A 17,690-nucleotide genomic window follows, 5' to 3' on the forward strand; every position below is an offset into this window, starting at 1 on the left:
AACAGCGGCTGCACGTTGCGCAGGATGGTGGCGCCGGTGGTGGAATAGCGGACATGGCCGACGGCCATGTTGCCCGGCAGGCGGTCGATCACCTCGCGGCGGGAGAAGGTGTCGCCGACGAGGCCGAGCCGGCGTTCGCTGTGGAAACGGCTGCCGTCGTAGGAGACGATGCCGGCGGCTTCCTGGCCGCGGTGCTGCAGGGCGTGCAGGCCGAGCGCGGTGATGGCGGCGGCGTCGGGGTGGCCGTAGATGCCGAACACGCCGCATTCCTCGCGCAGCGTATCCCCCTCCAGATCGTCCTGAACCTCTAGCGCGGCCGGACCCGGGCCGGCGTATGGATCGAGATCAAGTTGGGCGTCCTGGTCAGGGTGTCGCATCTCGTCCACGCCTCTCTTTAGGGGCAATCAACGCGCCGCAGGTTTCTCGATCAGTTTCTTCAAACTGTCACGAGCAGGTTTACTGTATCCGTCGCCACTGCCCGAAGGCTGCTGCTCGGAATCAGCTTGATCATCATCTGGTTTGTTTTTCTTGAATCTCTTCAAGATGGTGTTCTCGGGGTCGTCAGGCAAGAGCGACTTCAGCCAATCACCGGTCGAATCGAGCACGGTCCGGGATTTTGCGCCCCGCACCCAATCCGGCTGCTGCTTGTCGGGAACCAGCCAGATGAAGAACTGGTAGGCGACAACCACGATCAAAAGGCCGCGAGCGAGGCCAAACAGGAAGCCCAGGGTCCGATCCAGCGCGCCGATGCGCGAATCCAGGATCATGTCGGAGATCCGGACCGTGATCACGGAGACCACGACGAGGGTGCCGATGAACACGCCGGCGATCACGACCACGGTCGCGACGGTGTCGTTGTTGAAATAGGTCTTTGCGGTCGGCAGCAGCTTCGAGAACGAGTACAGCGTCACGATCGCCGCGGCGCCCCAGGCCGCGATCGACAGGATTTCGCGCATGAAGCCGCGGACCAAGGCAAGCAGCCCCGAAATCAGCATCACACCGAGCAGGATCAGGTCGAGGATGGTAACTGGCATCGGCTGGTCTGGTCCGCTCGTACGTCGAAGGTGCTCTAGCGAATCGGTGTTTGGCCGCTGCCTTAAAAGAGGGGCAGACGGCGTTCCCGGCAAGGCCGCAACCACGCAATCCCATGCTGCTTTTGTGACGGCTGTATAGTGGAGAGGGCCTCCGGCGTCACCTCCACCTAACCCTCTCCACGGCGGAATCTTGCCGGTGTGGCATTTTTCTCGGCCGGCGCGTTCGATTCGCCCCGGCGGGAGCCGCGGGCGGCGATCTCGGCCACCAATGTCGTCAGGCTGTTGACCGCATTCAGCGTCAATCCGGCATCGCCGCCCGCCTCGCCGCGGGCCGATTCGGGCAGCACGGCACGCTGAAAGCCGAGTTTTGCCGCTTCCTTCAGCCGCGCCGGGGTCTGTGCCACCGGGCGCACCACGCCGGACAGCGAGATCTCGCCGAAATAAACCGCATCGGTCGGCAATTGCGCGTTAACCAGGGATGACACCAGCGCCGCCGCGGCGGCGAGATCCGCTGCCGGCTCGTGGATGCGCAGGCCGCCGGCGACGTTCAGATAGACGTCGTGGCCGGACAGCTTGACCCCGCAATGGGCCTCCAGCACCGCCAGCACCATCGACAGCCGGCTCGGATCCCAGCCGACCACCGCGCGCCTGGGCGTGCCGAGCGAGGTCGGGGCGACCAGCGCCTGCAATTCGACCAGAACGGGCCGCGTGCCCTCGATACCCGCGAAGACTGCGGTGCCGGGCGTGCCGAGATCGCGCTCCGACAGGAACAGCTCCGAAGGGTTGGTGACCTCGCGCAAGCCCAGGCCCGTCATCTCGAACACGCCGATCTCATCGGTCGGGCCGAACCGGTTCTTCACGGCGCGCAGGATGCGGAATTGCTGCGAGCCTTCTCCCTCGAACGACATCACCGCGTCGACCATGTGCTCGACCACGCGGGGACCGGCGATCTGGCCGTCCTTGGTGACGTGGCCGACCAGGATGATGGCCGCGCCGGTTTTCTTGGCAAAGCGGATCAGCGCCTGCGCCGAGGCGCGCACCTGGGTCACGGTGCCGGGCGCCGATTCCACCGTGTCGGTCCACATGGTCTGGATCGAGTCGATCACGATGAGGCGCGGAACGGCGCCCTCCGACAGCGTCGAGACGATGTCCTCGACCGAGGTCTCGGCTGCGAGCTGCACCGGCGCGTCCGACAGGCCCAGCCGCTCGGCGCGCAGGCGCACCTGCGCGACCGCCTCTTCGCCGGAGATGTAGACGACGCGGTGGCCGGCGCGCGCCAGCAGGCTGGTCGCCTGCGTCAGCAGCGTCGATTTGCCAATACCGGGATCGCCGCCGACCAGCAGCACGGAGCCGCGGACGAAGCCGCCGCCGGTGACGCGATCGAGCTCGGACATCCCTGAGGACAGGCGCGGCGCATCCGGGCTCTTTCCGGAGAGGCTCTCGAGCGCGAATGTCCGGCCCTTGCGCTTGGAGCGGATCGAGACCGGCACGCTGCCGCTGGTGTCTTCCTCGGCGAGCGTATTCCACTCGCCGCAGGATTCGCACTTGCCCTGCCAGCGGTTATAGGCCGCGCCGCAGTTCTGGCAGACGAAGGAAAGCGTGTTCTTGGCCATGGGGAGGTTTGAGTCGCGGGTTGGGCTTGCTGATAGCACGGAACGGCGGGGTGATCGCCGGCGCATCGAATATCTCAATTCGTCACGACAGATATACCTTTCATTAGCTCTGTGCCGCCGTGATGGAACCGGTTTTGCGAAGTGTTAGCGGACGCCGGGCCAATCTCGGAACCATCGGGGGCGGCGAAGAAGATGACGGTACTTCTGCGAATATTGCTGGTTGCGGGCATGGCCTGCGGCCTCATCGCGTCCGCCAGCCAAAGCTCTGCCAAGCCCCTCGACATCGTTTTCGTCAATCCCGGCAAGACCGGCGAGGTCTTCTGGGACATGGTCGCGCAGAGCATGCAGGCTGCGGGGCGCAAGCTCGACGCCCGTGTCGAGGTGCTGACCAGCGAACGCAACTACCGCACCATGCAGGAGCTCGGTTATGGCGTGCTGGCACGCACCGACAAGCCCGATTTCCTGATCCTGTCGAACGAGGAATCCGCCGCCGTCCCAATCCTGGAGGCGGCCGAGGCTGCGGGCGTCAAGACGCTGCTCCTCTCGAACACGCTGATCGGCGACGACGCGAAGCGTCTTGGGCCGCCGCGCCAGAAGCTCAAGACCTGGCTCGGCGACATCACGACCGATCTTCAGACCGCGGGCGCGCGGATGGCCAACGCGCTGATCGCGGCGGCGCGCGCCGAGAAATGGCAGAGCCCGGACGGCAAGATCCACCTTCTCGGCATCGGCGGCGACGAGATCACGCCGGCCTCGATCGCGCGCAACGCCGGTCTCAAGCTGGCGGTCGATGCCGCGCCCGACGTCGTGGTGGACCGGCTGCTGTTCGCCAACTGGACGCAGTCGGAGGCCGAGCAGGTCACCGCGAATTATCTGGGCTGGGCCTCGCGCAAGCAGATCCGTCCCGCCGGCATCTGGGCCGGAAACGATCCGATGGCGCTCGGCGCGTTGCGCGCGGTGACCGCCGCTGGCCTCGTGCCCGGCCGCGACATCCAGCTGGTCGGCCTCAACTGGTCGGAGGATGCGCTCCGCGAGATCAGGGCAGGCCGCCTGCTGCTGACCGACGGCGGGCATTTCCTGCTCGGCGGCTGGTCGATCGTCCTGTTGCGCGACTATGCCGATGGCTGCGATTTCGCGGCGGTCTCGCCCCGCGTCGAGGTCAAGACGTCCGCGATCACCCGCCGGAATCTCGGTTCGGTCGGCGATCTCGTCAAGACGCGCGCGTTCGACCGGATCGACTTCACGCGCTTCCGGGCAAAGGCCGGACGCTGCGGTCGCTATGACTTCTCCCTCGATGCGCTCGTATCGTCGCTGCCGCTTCCCGAAGGCGCCGCCGACTGATGCGCCAGGATGAATCGATGAGCGACCCTGCAAGCAACGAGCCGGCCGCGCCGCGCTTGCGCCCGGTCGTTCGCGCCATGATCTGGGCCACGGTGCCCGTTCTGCTGCTGGTCCAATTGCTCGCCTCCGCCGGCGTCGAGGTTTCGAGCTTCTGGTCGCAGGTCAAGCAGCTCGACGCCCGCATGGCCCGCGTCGCCGAGAGCCGGGCCGAGCTGATCGCCGAGCCGCTCTGGAAGATGCGCTACGACCGGGTCACGGGCGTGCTCAACGAGATCATGCACGACGAGACGATCGCGGCGGCGGCCGTCTACGACGATACGGGCGCCGTGATTGCCCGCGTCGTGGCGCGCTCCGAGAGCCCGTCGATCGCGGAGGTCTCGCGTCCGATCCACTACAGCAACGGTAACATCTCCGTGCAGGCCGGCCGCATCGCCATCGCCTATTCTCATGCGGCGCTTTACGCGGATGCGGGCAGCCGCCTGGTGCTGCTGCTGGTGGTGGGCCTGCTCGCAACCTTCGCGACCCTGATCGCCATGCGGATCTCCGCCAACATCTTCATCGGCCGGCCGCTGGCGGTCATGATGTCGGCGATCCAGCGCAGCAAGCAGGACGGCCGCGCCTATCCCGCGGACGTCAAATCCTCGAACGAGTTCGGCCAGCTCGCGCGCGCCTTCAACGCCATGCAGCACACGACGTCCGGCGCGCTCGACCGGCTTGGGCACATGGCGGGGCACGATCCGCTCACCGGGCTGCCCAACCGGCGCTCCCTGACCGAGCGGCTGGCGGTGGCGAGCCGCGACAGGGGCCGGCCGGACGCGCTGGTCGCGTTCTGCTTCATCGATCTCGACGACTTCAAGGGCATCAACGACACTTTCGGCCACGAGGCCGGCGACCAGTTCCTGGTGCACATTTCCCGGCGTCTTCGTCGTGCGGTCGAAACGGAGGATTGGGTCGCCCGGCTCGGCGGCGACGAATTCGTCGTGATCCGTCCCGAGGTCAGCAATGAAGCCTCGGCGCACGCCTTCGCACAGCAGGTGCTGGCCGCCATATCCGAGCCGATCCGGCTCCACGACAAGCAGGTGGTGCCGCGTGCCAGCATCGGCCTTGCCGTGCGCCGCGCCGATGATCCGGAGCTGTCGCATCTGCCGACGCTGGCCGACATCGCGCTCTATCATGCCAAGAGCAAGGCGCCCGGCACCGTCGCCGTGCTGGACGAAGCGCTGCAGCGCGAGTACCGGCGCCGCAGGGATCTCGAGCTCGCCATTCCCGCAGGGTTTGCCGAGGGGCAGTTCGAGGTCTGGTACCAGAGCCAGGTCGACCTCGAAAGCCAGGAGGTCGTCGGCCTCGAAGCGCTGATCCGCTGGCGCCATCCCGAGCATGGCGTGATCGGTCCGGCCGAGTTCCTGCCGCTGATCGAGCGCAGCGGCAACAACGCGCGGCTGACCCGCTACGTGCTGACCGATGCCTGCTGGGCGCTGCAACGATTGGCCGCCGCGGGCAGGCCGCAGATCCGGATCGCGATCAATCTGCCGCCGTCTGAGCTCGCCGACCATTCGCTCGCCGCCGAGCTGCGCGCGACCTGCGCGCGCTTCGACGTTTCGGCATCGCTGCTGGAGCTCGAGATCACCGAGGGCTCGCTGATCAACAACATCGCCAGTGCCTCCGAGACGCTGCATCGCCTGCGCCGCCTCGGTGCCACGATCGCGCTCGACGATTTCGGCACAGGTTACAGTTCGCTCGCCCATCTCAGGCGCTTCCCCCTCGACAAGGTCAAGATCGACAAGGCGTTCATCAGCGAGATTCCCGACAGCGCGGAGGACAAGGCGATCGTCGGCGTGATCGCATCGCTCGCCGACACGCTGGGACTGACGCTGGTTGCGGAAGGAATCGAGCGCGCCGAACAGGCCGAGGCCATGCGCGAGATGGGCGTGAGGTTCGGGCAGGGCTATTTCTATCAGCGGCCGCAGCCGCTCGACGCTGTGCTGGAATGGCTCGAAAAGCGGCCGGCGGTGGAGAGCCGCGTCCTCGCCGACAGCCCCTCGATCGCGCCCGAATTCGCCTGAGCGCAATCAGGACTGCGCCGCGTTCCACAGCATCGAGAGCCCGGCCGCGATCATGATGGCGTCCATCAGCAGGCGGAACATGTCCGGCTTCAAATGCAGCACGAAGCGTTTTGCGATGAAGGCGCCCGACATCAGCGAGGCGCCCGCGATCAGGCCCTTCATGAAGACATCGCCGGTCAACGCGCCGAAACGCTCGAAGGTCACGGACTTCGCGAAGTAGAGGCCGAGCGAGCTTGCGGCTTCTGTGGCGAGGAAAGCGCCCCTCGACAGACCGTAGAACAGAAACAGCGGCACGCTGAGCGGGCCGGTCGAGACCACGATGCCGGTGAGATAGCCGATGACCGCGCCGCCGATAGCGAGATGCCAGAGATTGGCCTTGAGGTCGTGCCGCGAGAGCCAGTGCCGCACCGGCACCATCGCGATCAGGAAGATTCCGATGGCGAGATCGACGGCATGCGAGGGCAGCGCCAGCAGCGTGCGAGCGCCCAGCACCGCGGCCGGAATCCCCGTGACCGAATAGGCCGCGCAGGCCCGCCAGTCGACCTCGCGCCACCACGCCAGGATACGCGAGAAATTCGCCATCACGGAGGCCACCGCCATGATCGGCACGGCTTCCTTGGGCCCATATGCATAGACCAGCACCGGCATCAGCATGATCGACGAACCCGTGCCGACGATGCCTGAGATGGTGCCGGCGACGAGGCCGACGGCGAGGACGAAGAGGAAGGCCAAGGGGAGACGCTCCGGGAATCGGAGCAGTCTACCCGCACGGGCCGGCGAGGGCGATGCCGGCTGTGCTTCCCGCGAAGGCTGGAACTCTAGCGCGGCAACGGCGCTTCCGCGACATCGAGCAGCGCGCCGAGGCCGTGCAGCAGGCGTCGCGTGGCCGCGTTCTCGGTGGCAAGACCAAATACGACGAGCGACCGTCCAGTCACGGCGTAGGCGTGTCCGAGCTCGAAGGCGGGCATCTGGGCCTCAGGCTGATTGGTATCGATCAGGCCCAACCAGCTGTTGCCGTCGGTGACGGTCGGCAAGGTAAAGTTCACGACGTCGTAATGGGCGTTGTAGATCAGAAGCATCGTGGCGTCCGAGCCGCGGCGCTTGATCCCCGTCTCCTGGGCGCGTCCGTCGAGCAGCATGCCGAAGCACTTGGCGTTGCCGTCCTGCCATTGCTCGCCCGTCATCTCGTCGCCGGAAGGCGACAGCCATGTGACGTCCTTGACGTCGAGCTCTTCGTTGTGCGAGCCGACCAGGAAGCGGCTGCGATAGAGGATCGGGAAGGCCTTGCGCGTGGCGATCAGCTTGCGCGCGAATTCGCGAAGGCTGCGGCCGTTGGCCGTGATACCCATCCAGTCGAGCCACGTGGTCTCGTTGTCCTGGGCATAGGCATTGTTGTTGCCATTCTGGGTGTGCCCAAACTCGTCCCCCGCAAGCAGCATCGGCGTGCCATGGGACAGCAGCATCGTCGCGAGCAGGTTCCGCTTCTGGCGTTCGCGCAGCGCAGTGATTTCAGGATCGTCGGTCGGTCCTTCGACGCCGCAATTCCAGGAATGATTGTTGCTGTGCCCGTCGCGGTTATCCTCCCCGTTCGCCTCGTTGTGCTTGTCGTTGTAAGAGACGAGATCGTTGAGGTTGAAGCCGTCATGCGCCGTGATGAAGTTGACGCTGGCCCAAGGCCGGCGTCCGCGCTTGTTGAAGAGATCGCCCGACCCCGACACGCGCTTGGCGAAGTCCGCGATTGATCCCTCGTCGCCCTTCCAGAAGGCGCGCGCACTATCCCTGAACTTGTCATTCCACTCGGCCCATCCAGGCGGAAATTGGCCGACCTGATAGCCGCCCGGGCCGATGTCCCATGGCTCTGCGATCAGCTTGACGCTGGACAGCACCGGATCCTGACGGCACGCGTCGAGGAAGCCGCCGCCTTCGTCGAAGCCATAGGGTTCGCGCGCGAGGATGGTGGCGAGGTCGAAGCGGAAGCCATCGACCCGCATCTCGTTTGCCCAGTGGCGCAGGGAATCCGCAACCAGCTGCAGCACCCGCGGATGCGACAGGTTCACCGTATTTCCGGTGCCGGTATCGTTGATGTAGTAGCGCTTCTGGTCCGGCAGCAGGCGGTAATAGCTGGCGTTGTCGATGCCCTTGAACGACAGCGTCGGACCGAGCTCGTTGCCTTCGGCGGTGTGATTGTAGACGACGTCCAGGATCACCTCGATTCCATGGGCGTGGAACTGGTTGACCATTTCCTTGAATTCGTTCGCGAAGGGCGTCTTCAGGTAACGGGGCTCCGGCGCGAAGAAGGCGATGGAGTTGTAGCCCCAGTAATTGCGCAGGCCTTTGTCGACCAGATAGCTGTCGTCGACGAAGGCATGGATCGGCAACAGCTCCGCGCTGGTGATCCCGAGCGAGCGCAGATAGGCGGGGATTTCTGAATGCGCCAGCCCCGAGAAGGTCCCGCGGTCTGCCTCGGGCACCAGCGGATGCAGCTCGGTGAATCCCTTGACGTGCATCTCGTAGACGATCGTCCGCTCCCACGGCACTTCGGGCTTGCGCGCCGCGCCCCAGGTGAACGCGGGGTCGATGACGCGGCACTTCTGCATGAGCGGCGCGCTGTCGCGCTCGTCAAAGGAGAGGTCCTTGTCGGCGTGGTCGAGCTGGTAGCCGAGCAGCTCCGGTCCCCAGCGCAATTGTCCGACCAGCTGCTTGGCGTAGGGATCGAGCAACAGCTTGTTGGGGTTGAAGCGATGTCCGGCGTCAGGCTCATAGGGTCCATGGACGCGATAGCCATAGACCATGCCGGGGCGCGCCGACGGCAGATAGCCGTGCCAGACCTCATCGGTATATTCGGGAAGCTCGATTCGCTCGATTTCGGTTTCACCGTCGGCGTCGAACAGGCAGAGCTCGACCTTGGTGGCATGGGCCGAGAACAGCGTGAAATTGACGCCGAGACCGTCCCAGGTAGCGCCGAGCGGAAACGGCTTTCCCTCCGTGATCCGGGAACGGCGCAGGCTCGACGCCGCCCGCGTGAGGGCGTCGTCCGATTGTGTCTTTTGGTCCATGTCTGCCCCCCAATGACAATCCGGTCAGGATGTCGGCGCTGTTGCTGATGGTTCAGTCGCGGCCTGTTCAGCAGCCGTTGCCGAGGCGATCACGGCCGCAGGCGGCACATCGGCCGGCTTGGGCAGGACGCTGGCGCGCTGCTGGGCCGCTTCCTTGCTGATCGCGGCGATCGAATTGCCGATCCGCCCGGCGATGGCGGTCAGCTCCGCATCTGACAGGCCCAAGCGTTTCCTGACGAGGCGCATCTGCGCGCGGTCGGTCAGGTCGAGCTTGTTGCGGATGGGCTTTGGTGTCGAGCGGCGCATGGCGGCAACTCCTGTGTGTGGTCGTAACAGTCGCCGGATGTTTCCGTTCCAGTGAATGCGAGACTGCGTCAGCTTGCGCTGGTCGCGCCCATCTCCAGGCCGGCGGAAGCTATCGGGATCCGGATCGCCACGTCACTTTCGGGAAGTGCGAGCATGCCGAGCCCAGGCATTTGCTGAAGCGCGGGCAGGCGGCGATAAGCGGCGAGATAGTCTTTCGCCATCCGCTCGGCCGTGAAACGTTGCTCGAACCGTTTGCGGATCGCCTGACGTTCGAGCATGCCGACCGATCTTGCCGCCGCGATCGCCTCTTCCGTCGAATTCACGACAAATCCGCTCACACCGTGATCGATGATTTCAGGCACAGAGCCGTGCGAGAGGGCAATCACCGGCGTGCCGCAGGCCATGGCTTCAATCATGACGAGACCGAACGGCTCCGGCCAGCAGATCGGAAACAGCAGCGCGCGGGCGTTGCCGAGAAAATCGGCCTTCTGGAATTCGTTGATCTCGCCGATGAACTCGACATTGGGATGCGCCGCGACCATCGGCGCTATGACCTGATCCCAATAGCGTTGATCGGCGGCGTCGATCTTGGCCGCCATCTTCAAGGCAACGCCAGTCCTGGCCGCGATTTCGATTGCCTTGTCGGGGCCTTTCTCCGGCGAGATCCGCCCGAGGAACGCAAAATAGTCGCCGGAAGGTTCTTGCCGATACGGCAGGATATTCTCGGGGAGACCGTGCAGCACGGTGCCGAGCCAGTTGACCGGCGGCATCGGACGGCGTTGCGCGTTCGAAATCGAGATCAGCGGCGGCTCCGGGAAGGCCGAGTAGAACGGCATCAGATCCGGCAGGTCGAGCCGGCCATGCAACGTCGTGAGAGTCCGGTTCGCGTAGGGCCGCATCAAGGGATAGTGCAGATGATCGATGTGGAAATGAAGGACGTCGAACTCGTCCGCGCGCCGCGCAACCCGGTCCAGCATCATGACGTGATGGGGTGTCATGTCCTTGACGTCAGGATCGAGACGCAGCGCCATCTTCGCGCACGGCACCAACTCGGCCGACGTGATCGAATCTCCGCTTGCGAACAGCGTGACCTCGTGGCCCTGGCGCACCAGCTCCTCGGTCAGGTACGAGACGATCCGCTCCGTGCCGCCATAAAGCCGGGGCGGGCAGCTCTCGGCGAGGGGAGCAATTTGAGCGATCTTCATGGTCAGTGCCCCGAATGCCTGGCTAGATCGATGATTTGTAAAGCGCGGCGTAGGATTGGGCCGACTGGCTCCAGCTGAAGGCCTGCGCCATGGCGGCCCTGCGCATATGATCGAGACGATCCTTCATGCCGAAGGTCGAGAACGCCCGGCACAGGCTTCCGAGGAAGCCGGGTGCCGAGGCCCTGTCGAACAGAAATCCCGTCTCGCCGTCGACGATGGTCTCGGCGAGGCCGCCGGTGCGGTGGCCGATCGGCAGCGAGCCGAAGCGCTGGGCGTACATCTGGCTCAGTCCGCACGGCTCGAAACGCGACGGCATCAGCGTGAAGTCGCTGCCGGCGAAGATCTTCCGCGCCTCCGCGTCGTCGAAGCCGATCTTGACGGCAATGGATCGCGGCGCGCGCGCCTGCGCCTGGAGCAGAGCCTCTTCGAACCGCGGCTCGCCCTTGCCGGTGACGACGATCTGGCCGCCGGCATCGACGATGGCTTGCGCGCTCTCGATCACGAGGTCGACGCCCTTTTGATGAACGAGGCGCGCGACGAGGGCGAACAGGGGGCCGCGTGAGACAGCCAGGCCGAACTGGTCCCTGACATCGTCGGCGTTCAGGGAACGCTCGGCCCAGTCGCCGGCTCCGAACGGCTGCAACAGCGACGAGCAGGTCCTGGGGTCCCAGCTCTCGTCGATGCCGTTGAGGATGCCGGACAGCTGGTTGCGATCAGCTCTTTGCTTCAGGAGCCCTTCGAGGCCGCAGCCGAACTCGGCCGTCGTGATCTCCCGCGCATAGGTCTGGCTGACGGTGGTCAGGTGCGAGGCATAGACCAGACCCGCCTTGATGAAGGACAGGCGATTGTAGAATTCGACACCGTCGATGTTGAAGCTGGTCTCGGGAATCCCGAGCGGGGCCAGCGAGCTCCGGTCGAAAACCCCCTGATAGGCCAAATTGTGGATCGTGAAGACGGTCGGAATGTGCGCGTAGTGCCATTCGAGATAGCCGGGGATCAGCGCGCATTGCCAGTCGTTGGCGTGAACCAGGTCGGCGGACCATTCCTTGTCGACCAATCCTCTGGCGATCTGGGCGGCAGCATAGGAGAAAGTGGCGAACCGCACATTGTTGTCGGACCAATCGGCCCCGCGGCCGTCGACATAGGGCGTGCCGTCCCGCTCGTACAGCTCCGGACAGCGCACGACGTAATATGTCAGGCCATCCGCGGTATGTCCGAGATCGACCTCGAAGGCGGGCAGGGCGGCGTAGGGCTGGCATCGCCCCACGCTCTTGAGATCGCTCAAGCCGCGCAGCACCGCCGGATAGCCTGGAATGATGACGCGTACGTCAGCAAGATCGCGTAAAGCGCGCGGCAGAGCCGCCGAGACGGCGGCAAGGCCGCCGACTTGAATGAAGTCTGATACTTCGGGCGTCGCGAACAGGATCCGCATTCGCTATGCCCACCGACCGGGGCAATAGTGGTCTTTGCCAACCATCTTTGAATTCCAACGACGCTTCGTCAGTGAAGCGTTGTGGCTCAAATTCCGCGCCGCAACAAAAGTTCCTAAGCTCAACGAGAGGCTGAGCTTTTTTTGGCGATAGGTCCAAAAGTGTACACAAGCGGGCTGCGCTGTGGCCGGAGGAACGAATGCAGGCAGGTCAGCTTTCTCGTCCGCAGGCATCCCTCAAGCGATCGTAACGGCGCGCGCATTGCGCTCCGCCCAAGGCATGCCAATCCGAGCATGCGGGCGCGAAAGGCGGACAGACTGTGATTCAGAAACTGGGAACAGCCGGACACGCCCGGCGCCACGGCGCTGAGATCGTCGATCATGGGGTCAGCTTCAACCTGTGGGCGCCGACGGCCCGATCAGTGGAGTTGCTGGAGACCGGCCGACCACCGCAGCGGATGTCCCGCGATGACGACGGCTGGTATCAGATGCTCAGTCCAACCGCGCATGCCGGCACGCGCTATCAGTTCAGGATCAATGAGGACCTGATCGTCCCGGACCCTGCCTCGTTCTTCCAGCCCGACGATGTCGGTGCGCCGAGCGAGGTGATCGATGTTGCGGCACTGCAGGACCCTATCCCTTATCCAGGCCGTCCATGGGCGGACACCGTGATCTACGAGCTGCATGTCGGTGCCTTCAGCGAGGAGGGGACTTTTGCCGGGGTCGAGAAGCGGCTGCCCTATCTGCGCGATCTCGGCATCACCGCCATCGAGCTGATGCCGATCAACGATGTCCCCGGCCGGCACAATTGGGGTTATGACGGCGTGCTGCTGAACGCGCCCAATGCGCGCTACGGCAGGCCGCAGGATCTCAAGCGGCTGTTGCGCGCGGCCCATGCCCTCGACATCACAGTCTATCTCGACGTGGTCTATAACCATTTCGGCCCGCAGCTGAATTATCTGCACGCTTACGCGGAGAACTTCTTCAACAAGCGTCACACGACCGGCTGGGGGCCTGCCGTCAATCTGGAGGGGTCCGACGGGGCCTTCGTGCGCGAGTTCCTGATCGAGAATGCGCTGATGTGGTTGCGTGACTACGGCTTCGATGGCCTGCGCTTCGATGCCGTCCACGCCTTGAAAGACGATTCCGAGCGGCATTTCCTCATCGAGCTTGCCGAGACCATCCGGCATGAGTTGCCCGGCCGGCGCGTGCATCTGATGCTGGAGAACGAGGCCAATCGGGCGCACCTGCTAGAGCGCAAAGACGGACGGGCGAGATATTACGATGCGCAATGGGGCGACGATTTCCATAATGCGCTTCACGTCCTGTTGACGGGAGAAGACGAGGGCTATTACCGCGCGTTCGCGGACAAGCCGCTCGAGCACCTTGCGCGATCGCTCACGGAGAGTTTCGCGTACCAGGGTGAAGTCTTCGCACTTCACAACACGCCACGGGGTGAGTCGAGTGCCCATCTGCCGCCGGAAGCCACCATCTTCTTCGCGCAAAACCACGATCAGATCGGCAACCGTGCTTTGGGCGAGCGATTGTCGACATTGGTCAGCCGGGAAAAGCTGGAGCAGGCGATGGCGCTGGTCCTGCTCAATCCGCACATTCCCATGTTGTTCATGGGTGAGGAAGCGGCGGTCGAGACGCCGTTCCTGTTCTTCGCGGACTGGACGGGCGAAGCGGCCGAGCTGACGCGCGAAGGGCGCCGCAGGGAGTTCTCGCACTTCAAGGCATTCTCGACGCCTGAAATGCGGGCCAAGATTCCGGACCCGTGCGAGGAGAGCACCTTCCAAGCCTCGAAACTCGACTGGGCCAGCATCGAGGGTTCTCCCGCTTGCGCGCACTTTCGCGCTTTGACGTCGCAATTGCTCAAGATCCGGCGCGCGAGGATCGTGCCGCTGATCGAGCAAGGCTTCGTCTCGGCGCGGCGTGAGTTGCTCGGCGATCATCCGCGCCAGGGCGGGGTGGACGTGCGCTGGCAGACAAAGATGGGAGAGACGTTGCAGCTTGTCGCAAACTTTGGGGATCATCCGCTGCCGAAGCCGGAATTGGTAAGGGGCGAATGCCTGTGGCAGGCAGGGCCGGTGGAAAAACACGCTCTGGCGCCGGGCGACATCATTGTACGACTGGGGCAGGCCCGATTTGCGTGAGCTTGCGGGGGGCGCTCCCAACTGCAATCATCCGCGCAAATCGGATCATGATGCAGTGTCCCTGAGTTCCCTTAGAAGCCGCGTCCGTCGCCTCTACGAGGGCGCAACGCCGAGCGGCGTGCGCTTCCGCTATGGGTTGCTCGCCTTCGATATCGTGACGGTGCTGTTCATTATCGCCACCTCGTTCCTGCCCCCCAGTGAGGTCTTCGAAACGCTCGACGTCGTGTTCGGCGTGCTGCTGCTCGCCGACTTCTCGGCAAGGCTCCTGGTCAGCCGGCATCCGTTTCGAAAGTTCGGTCAATTCGCGACCTGGGCCGATATGGTGGCGATCGTATCCTTCCTGGCGCCGCTTGCCGGCGAGGCGGGCGGTTTCCTCCGGATCCTGCGGACGCTAAGACTGCTGCGCGATTATCAGGTGATGGTGAGGCTCCGCACCGATTTTCCGTTCTTTCGTCGCAACGAGGACGTCATCTTCGCGGTGACGAACCTTGCGGTCTTCATCTTCGTCATGACCGGCGTCGTCTACGAGACCCAGAAGTTCCGCAACGGCGAGATCCACAATTATGCCGATGCGCTGTACTTCACGGTCACGGCGCTGACGACGACCGGGTTCGGCGACATCACCCTGCCGGGGACGCTCGGCCGGCTCATCACCGTCGTGATCATGATCTTCGGCGTCACCCTGTTCTTCAATCTGGCCCGCGCGCTCCTCAGTCCTAGCAAGGTGCGATTTGCCTGTCCGGCTTGTGGGCTGCAAAGGCACGATGCCGACGCTGTGCATTGCAAGGCTTGTGGCGTCGTTCTCAACATTCCCGACGAAGGGGTGGCCTGACGCGCTGGCGTGGCCGGCGATGCTGCTGCACCTTGTCGGACAGAGCCGAAATTGGTCGCGCTAAGCCATTGAATCCGCTGGGCTCGGCTACTGTGCATGGGGTTGTTTTCGCGCTTTTTGCCCACGCCCCCCGCTGCTGACAGCATGTTGGCAGCAGGGGCCGGCTACGACCATCTCCTGACAAACGGGGAGTAGGTCATGCCGATCGAGGCAAGCTGTCATTGCGGTGAGACGGTGTTTGAGGTGACGGAGGCGCCTGCGAACGTGACGCGCTGCACCTGTTCGCTCTGTGCCAAGCGCGGCGCGTTGTGGGCCTATTACACGCCGGCGCAATTCCGCCTGCTGTCGCCGCCGGACAACGTCGCGACCTATCTGTGGGGCAGCCGCACGGTGAAGCACCATTTCTGCGCGAGTTGCGGCTGCGGCACCTATTCGGAGTCGCCGGACTGGTCGACGGGCAAGCCCGACTTCGACAATCCCAAGGTCGCGGTGAATGCGCGCCTGTTCGACGATTTCGATCTCGAGGCCGTGCCGGTGAACGTGATCGACGGGAAGAATTTGTGGTGAGCTCACACGGCATGTCCGCTGCGCGTTCGTGCTCTTGAGGCCAATCTGAAAAGCTGATTTGGTTCCGGCCCTCAAAAATCAGGGAGGAAGCCATGATGCGTCTTTTTGCGCGAGTGATGCTCGCGATGTGTCTGGCCGTTGCGGCTGGCTTCAATGCGCAGGCGCAGACCAAGCCGAAGGTCACCTCGCTCGGGCCGGACTTCCCAAAGGCCGTGCTGTTCGTCGGCAACAGCTTCTTCTACTACAACAACGGCATGCCCGGGCACCTCACCTTCATGGAGCGGGCTGCCGATCCCCGCCAACAAGCCGGCCTATCGCAACACCATGGTGACCATCGGCGGCTCCGGCCTCGACTGGCACGACATGGACAATCTGCTGCGGCCGGGCGGCCTCGGCGCCTATTCCTTCGACGAGCAGAACAACGTCATCTTCAACAAGCCGGGCCGGCAGTACGACGCTGTCGTGATGATGGATTGCAGCCAGTGTCCGATCCATCCGCAATTGAAGGACGCGTTCACGACCTTCGCCAAGAAGGACAGCGAGATCGTCCGCGCCCACGGCATGCGGCCGGTGTTTTTTATGTCCTGGGCCTATGCCGACAAGCCTGAGATGACGGAGCAGCTGGCTGAAGCCTATACGACCGCCGGCAATGCCAACGACGCGCTGGTCATTCCAGCAGGCCTCGCCTTTGCGCGCGTGCGCAAACTGCAGCCGGAGCTCAATCTCTACGCGCCTGACAAGCGGCATCCGAGTCCGGCGGGCACCTATCTTGCGGCATGCGTGACGTTCGCGGCGGTGACGGGACGCTCGCCGGTCGACAATGCCTACACCATCATCGGGCTAGATGCGGGGACGACGCAGCTGCTGCAAAAGGCGGCGTGGGATACGGTGCAGGACTATTACGGGCGGTGAACAACGACGCGATCTCGTATAGGGTGATTAGCGCAGCGTAATCCACCAACTTGGTCGCCGCGGAGAGAGAAGCGGTGGATTACGCCTTCGGCCAATCCACCCTCGAAATGCACTATTTCAACACCACCCATGCGGGCGCGTGATCGCTGGCGCCTTCCTCGCCCCGCACATGCCTGTCGACACCAGCCTTCTTCAGCCGCGGGGCAAGGGCAGGGCTGAGCAGGAGATGATCGAGCCTGAGGCCCGAATCGCGCGGCCAGCGGTTTCGCTTGTAATCCCAGAACGTGTAGACGCGTTTGTCCGGATGCAACTCGCGGATCGCATCGCACCAGCCTTGTTCGACCAGCGAGGCAAAGGCCGCGCGGCTCTTCGGCTGGATCAGCGCGTCCTTGTCCCATGAGCGCGTCGGATAGATGTCGATCTCCGTGGGCGCGACGTTGTAGTCGCCGGCGAGCACCACGGGCAGGTCCTGCTTGATGAAGCTGTTGGCGTGACGCCTGAGGCGTGCGAACCAGTCGAGCTTGTAGTCGAATTTCGGTCCCGGCTGCGGATTGCCATTGGGCAGATAGATGCTGGTGACGATGATGCCGCGTACCGCTGCCTCGATGTAGCGCGCTTCGTGATCGCCGGGTTTTCCTGGCAAGCGGTCGCGGGTCAGAATGGGCTCGGCCTTGCGGGCGAGGATGGCGACCCCGTTCCAGGTCTTTTGTCCACACCACACCGCGCCATAGCCGGCCTTTTCGATCGCTGCGGCCGGAAATTCGCCATCACTTGCCTTCAACTCCTGAAGCGCGACGACGTCGGGCTTGGCCGCTTTCATCCATGCCAACAGATTGGGCAGGCGGCGGTTGATGTTGTTGATGTTGAATGTCGCGATCTTCATGTAGAGCTACCGGCTCCTGCTGCCCCATACCGGAGATACAATGTCCAAGTTGAACTTTGCCGCCATCGTCGTCGCTGTCGCGTTCTCCGGGCTCGCGTCGGCACAATCGTCCGACCCGCGCGGTGCGTGCAAGGCAGATTACGACAAATTCTGCGCCGGCATCGCGCCCGGTGGCGGGCGCATCGTCGCCTGCCTGGACGAGAAGCGCGACCAGCTCAGCGCGACCTGCAAGTCGGCCCTGGACAACAGGAAGAAAAAGTAAGCGGTCGCTTTCGTGTCCCGGACAAGCCGCA

At 64.2% G+C, this 17,690-nt stretch carries 14 protein-coding genes and 2 pseudogenes; 7 read left to right on the forward strand and 9 right to left on the reverse strand.

The window, feature by feature from the left end; all coding sequences use genetic code 11:
- From SE92_RS01210 to radA, 3 genes and pseudogenes are all read right to left on the reverse strand, one after another.
- Positions 1 to 377: pseudogene (locus SE92_RS01210) on the reverse strand (amidophosphoribosyltransferase); the annotation flags it as partial.
- A gap of 27 nt (positions 378 to 404) precedes the next feature.
- Positions 405 to 1,034 carry a CvpA family protein gene (locus SE92_RS01215; protein WP_063194108.1) on the reverse strand — a complete coding sequence of 210 codons (630 nt, stop codon included), beginning with the start codon at positions 1,032 to 1,034 and terminating at the stop codon, positions 405 to 407.
- Positions 1,035 to 1,201: 167 nt separating this feature from the next.
- Complete coding sequence (radA, locus tag SE92_RS01220; RefSeq protein WP_063194109.1) at positions 1,202 to 2,647, reverse strand: DNA repair protein RadA; 1,446 nt, start codon at positions 2,645 to 2,647, stop codon at positions 1,202 to 1,204.
- Positions 2,648 to 2,839: 192 nt separating this feature from the next.
- On the opposite strand from radA, the gene SE92_RS01225 reads away from it, so the two are divergent.
- On the forward strand, positions 2,840 to 3,988 hold the full coding sequence (locus SE92_RS01225; protein ID WP_063194110.1) for an ABC transporter substrate-binding protein: 1,149 nt from the start codon (positions 2,840 to 2,842) through the stop codon (positions 3,986 to 3,988).
- 17 nt (positions 3,989 to 4,005) lie between these two features.
- Positions 4,006 to 6,051 carry a putative bifunctional diguanylate cyclase/phosphodiesterase gene (locus SE92_RS01230; protein ID WP_245324414.1) on the forward strand — a complete coding sequence of 682 codons (2,046 nt, stop codon included), beginning with the start codon at positions 4,006 to 4,008 and terminating at the stop codon, positions 6,049 to 6,051.
- A 6-nt stretch (positions 6,052 to 6,057) separates the two neighbouring features.
- Here the strand turns inward: SE92_RS01230 and SE92_RS01235 are convergent, their stop codons facing one another.
- From SE92_RS01235 to glgA, 5 genes are all read right to left on the reverse strand, one after another.
- On the reverse strand, positions 6,058 to 6,783 hold the full coding sequence (locus SE92_RS01235; protein WP_063194112.1) for a sulfite exporter TauE/SafE family protein: 726 nt from the start codon (positions 6,781 to 6,783) through the stop codon (positions 6,058 to 6,060).
- Positions 6,784 to 6,869: 86 nt separating this feature from the next.
- Positions 6,870 to 9,107: a glycogen debranching protein GlgX gene (glgX, locus tag SE92_RS01240; protein WP_063194113.1), complete on the reverse strand. Its 2,238-nt coding sequence runs from the start codon at positions 9,105 to 9,107 to the stop codon at positions 6,870 to 6,872.
- Positions 9,108 to 9,131: 24 nt separating this feature from the next.
- Positions 9,132 to 9,413: a DUF3606 domain-containing protein gene (locus tag SE92_RS01245; protein WP_063194114.1), complete on the reverse strand. Its 282-nt coding sequence runs from the start codon at positions 9,411 to 9,413 to the stop codon at positions 9,132 to 9,134.
- Positions 9,414 to 9,481: 68 nt separating this feature from the next.
- On the reverse strand, positions 9,482 to 10,618 hold the full coding sequence (locus tag SE92_RS01250; RefSeq protein ID WP_063194115.1) for a glycosyltransferase family 4 protein: 1,137 nt from the start codon (positions 10,616 to 10,618) through the stop codon (positions 9,482 to 9,484).
- 22 nt (positions 10,619 to 10,640) lie between these two features.
- The gene (gene glgA / locus SE92_RS01255) at positions 10,641 to 12,050 is read right to left on the reverse strand and encodes a glycogen synthase GlgA (RefSeq protein WP_063194116.1); all 1,410 of its coding nucleotides are present in this window, start codon (positions 12,048 to 12,050) and stop codon (positions 10,641 to 10,643) included.
- A 317-nt stretch (positions 12,051 to 12,367) separates the two neighbouring features.
- Between glgA and treZ the strand changes: the two genes are divergently transcribed.
- From treZ to SE92_RS01275, 4 genes and pseudogenes are all read left to right on the forward strand, one after another.
- Positions 12,368 to 14,203: a malto-oligosyltrehalose trehalohydrolase gene (treZ, locus tag SE92_RS01260; RefSeq protein ID WP_245324415.1), complete on the forward strand. Its 1,836-nt coding sequence runs from the start codon at positions 12,368 to 12,370 to the stop codon at positions 14,201 to 14,203.
- A gap of 55 nt (positions 14,204 to 14,258) precedes the next feature.
- A complete protein-coding gene (locus SE92_RS01265; protein WP_063203278.1) occupies positions 14,259 to 15,035 on the forward strand; it encodes a potassium channel family protein in 777 nt (258 codons plus the stop codon).
- Positions 15,036 to 15,233: 198 nt separating this feature from the next.
- Positions 15,234 to 15,602 (forward strand): GFA family protein, encoded by a 369-nt coding sequence (locus SE92_RS01270; protein ID WP_063194117.1) that lies wholly within the window; start codon positions 15,234 to 15,236, stop codon positions 15,600 to 15,602.
- Positions 15,603 to 15,694: 92 nt separating this feature from the next.
- Positions 15,695 to 16,514, forward strand: a pseudogene (locus SE92_RS01275) (hypothetical protein).
- 112 nt (positions 16,515 to 16,626) lie between these two features.
- Here the strand turns inward: SE92_RS01275 and SE92_RS01280 are convergent.
- Complete coding sequence (locus SE92_RS01280) at positions 16,627 to 17,397, reverse strand: exodeoxyribonuclease III (RefSeq protein WP_063194118.1); 771 nt, start codon at positions 17,395 to 17,397, stop codon at positions 16,627 to 16,629.
- Between the two features lie 40 nt (positions 17,398 to 17,437).
- Here SE92_RS01280 and SE92_RS01285 point away from each other — a divergent pair, with 40 nt between their 5' ends.
- Positions 17,438 to 17,659 carry a cysteine rich repeat-containing protein gene (locus SE92_RS01285; RefSeq protein WP_063194119.1) on the forward strand — a complete coding sequence of 74 codons (222 nt, stop codon included), beginning with the start codon at positions 17,438 to 17,440 and terminating at the stop codon, positions 17,657 to 17,659.
- The last annotated feature ends 31 nt before the right edge of the window (positions 17,660 to 17,690 follow it).

This window comes from Bradyrhizobium sp. AT1 (assembly GCF_001590795.1).
GTDB lineage: Bacteria > Pseudomonadota > Alphaproteobacteria > Rhizobiales > Xanthobacteraceae > Bradyrhizobium.

Excerpts from the sequence above, each read along its gene's own strand:
- SE92_RS01215 (WP_063194108.1), bottom strand. The coding sequence starts at position 1,034 with ATGCCAGTTACCATCCTCGACCTGATCCTGCTCGGTGTGATGCTGATT.
- radA (WP_063194109.1), bottom strand. The coding sequence starts at position 2,647 with ATGGCCAAGAACACGCTTTCCTTCGTCTGCCAGAACTGCGGCGCGGCC.
- SE92_RS01225 (WP_063194110.1), top strand. The coding sequence starts at position 2,840 with ATGACGGTACTTCTGCGAATATTGCTGGTTGCGGGCATGGCCTGCGGC.
- SE92_RS01230 (WP_245324414.1), top strand. The coding sequence starts at position 4,006 with ATGAGCGACCCTGCAAGCAACGAGCCGGCCGCGCCGCGCTTGCGCCCG.
- glgX (WP_063194113.1), bottom strand. The coding sequence starts at position 9,107 with ATGGACCAAAAGACACAATCGGACGACGCCCTCACGCGGGCGGCGTCG.
- SE92_RS01245 (WP_063194114.1), bottom strand. The coding sequence starts at position 9,413 with ATGCGCCGCTCGACACCAAAGCCCATCCGCAACAAGCTCGACCTGACC.
- SE92_RS01250 (WP_063194115.1), bottom strand. The coding sequence starts at position 10,618 with ATGAAGATCGCTCAAATTGCTCCCCTCGCCGAGAGCTGCCCGCCCCGG.
- glgA (WP_063194116.1), bottom strand. The coding sequence starts at position 12,050 with ATGCGGATCCTGTTCGCGACGCCCGAAGTATCAGACTTCATTCAAGTC.
- SE92_RS01270 (WP_063194117.1), top strand. The coding sequence starts at position 15,234 with ATGCCGATCGAGGCAAGCTGTCATTGCGGTGAGACGGTGTTTGAGGTG.
- SE92_RS01280 (WP_063194118.1), bottom strand. The coding sequence starts at position 17,397 with ATGAAGATCGCGACATTCAACATCAACAACATCAACCGCCGCCTGCCC.
- SE92_RS01285 (WP_063194119.1), top strand. The coding sequence starts at position 17,438 with ATGTCCAAGTTGAACTTTGCCGCCATCGTCGTCGCTGTCGCGTTCTCC.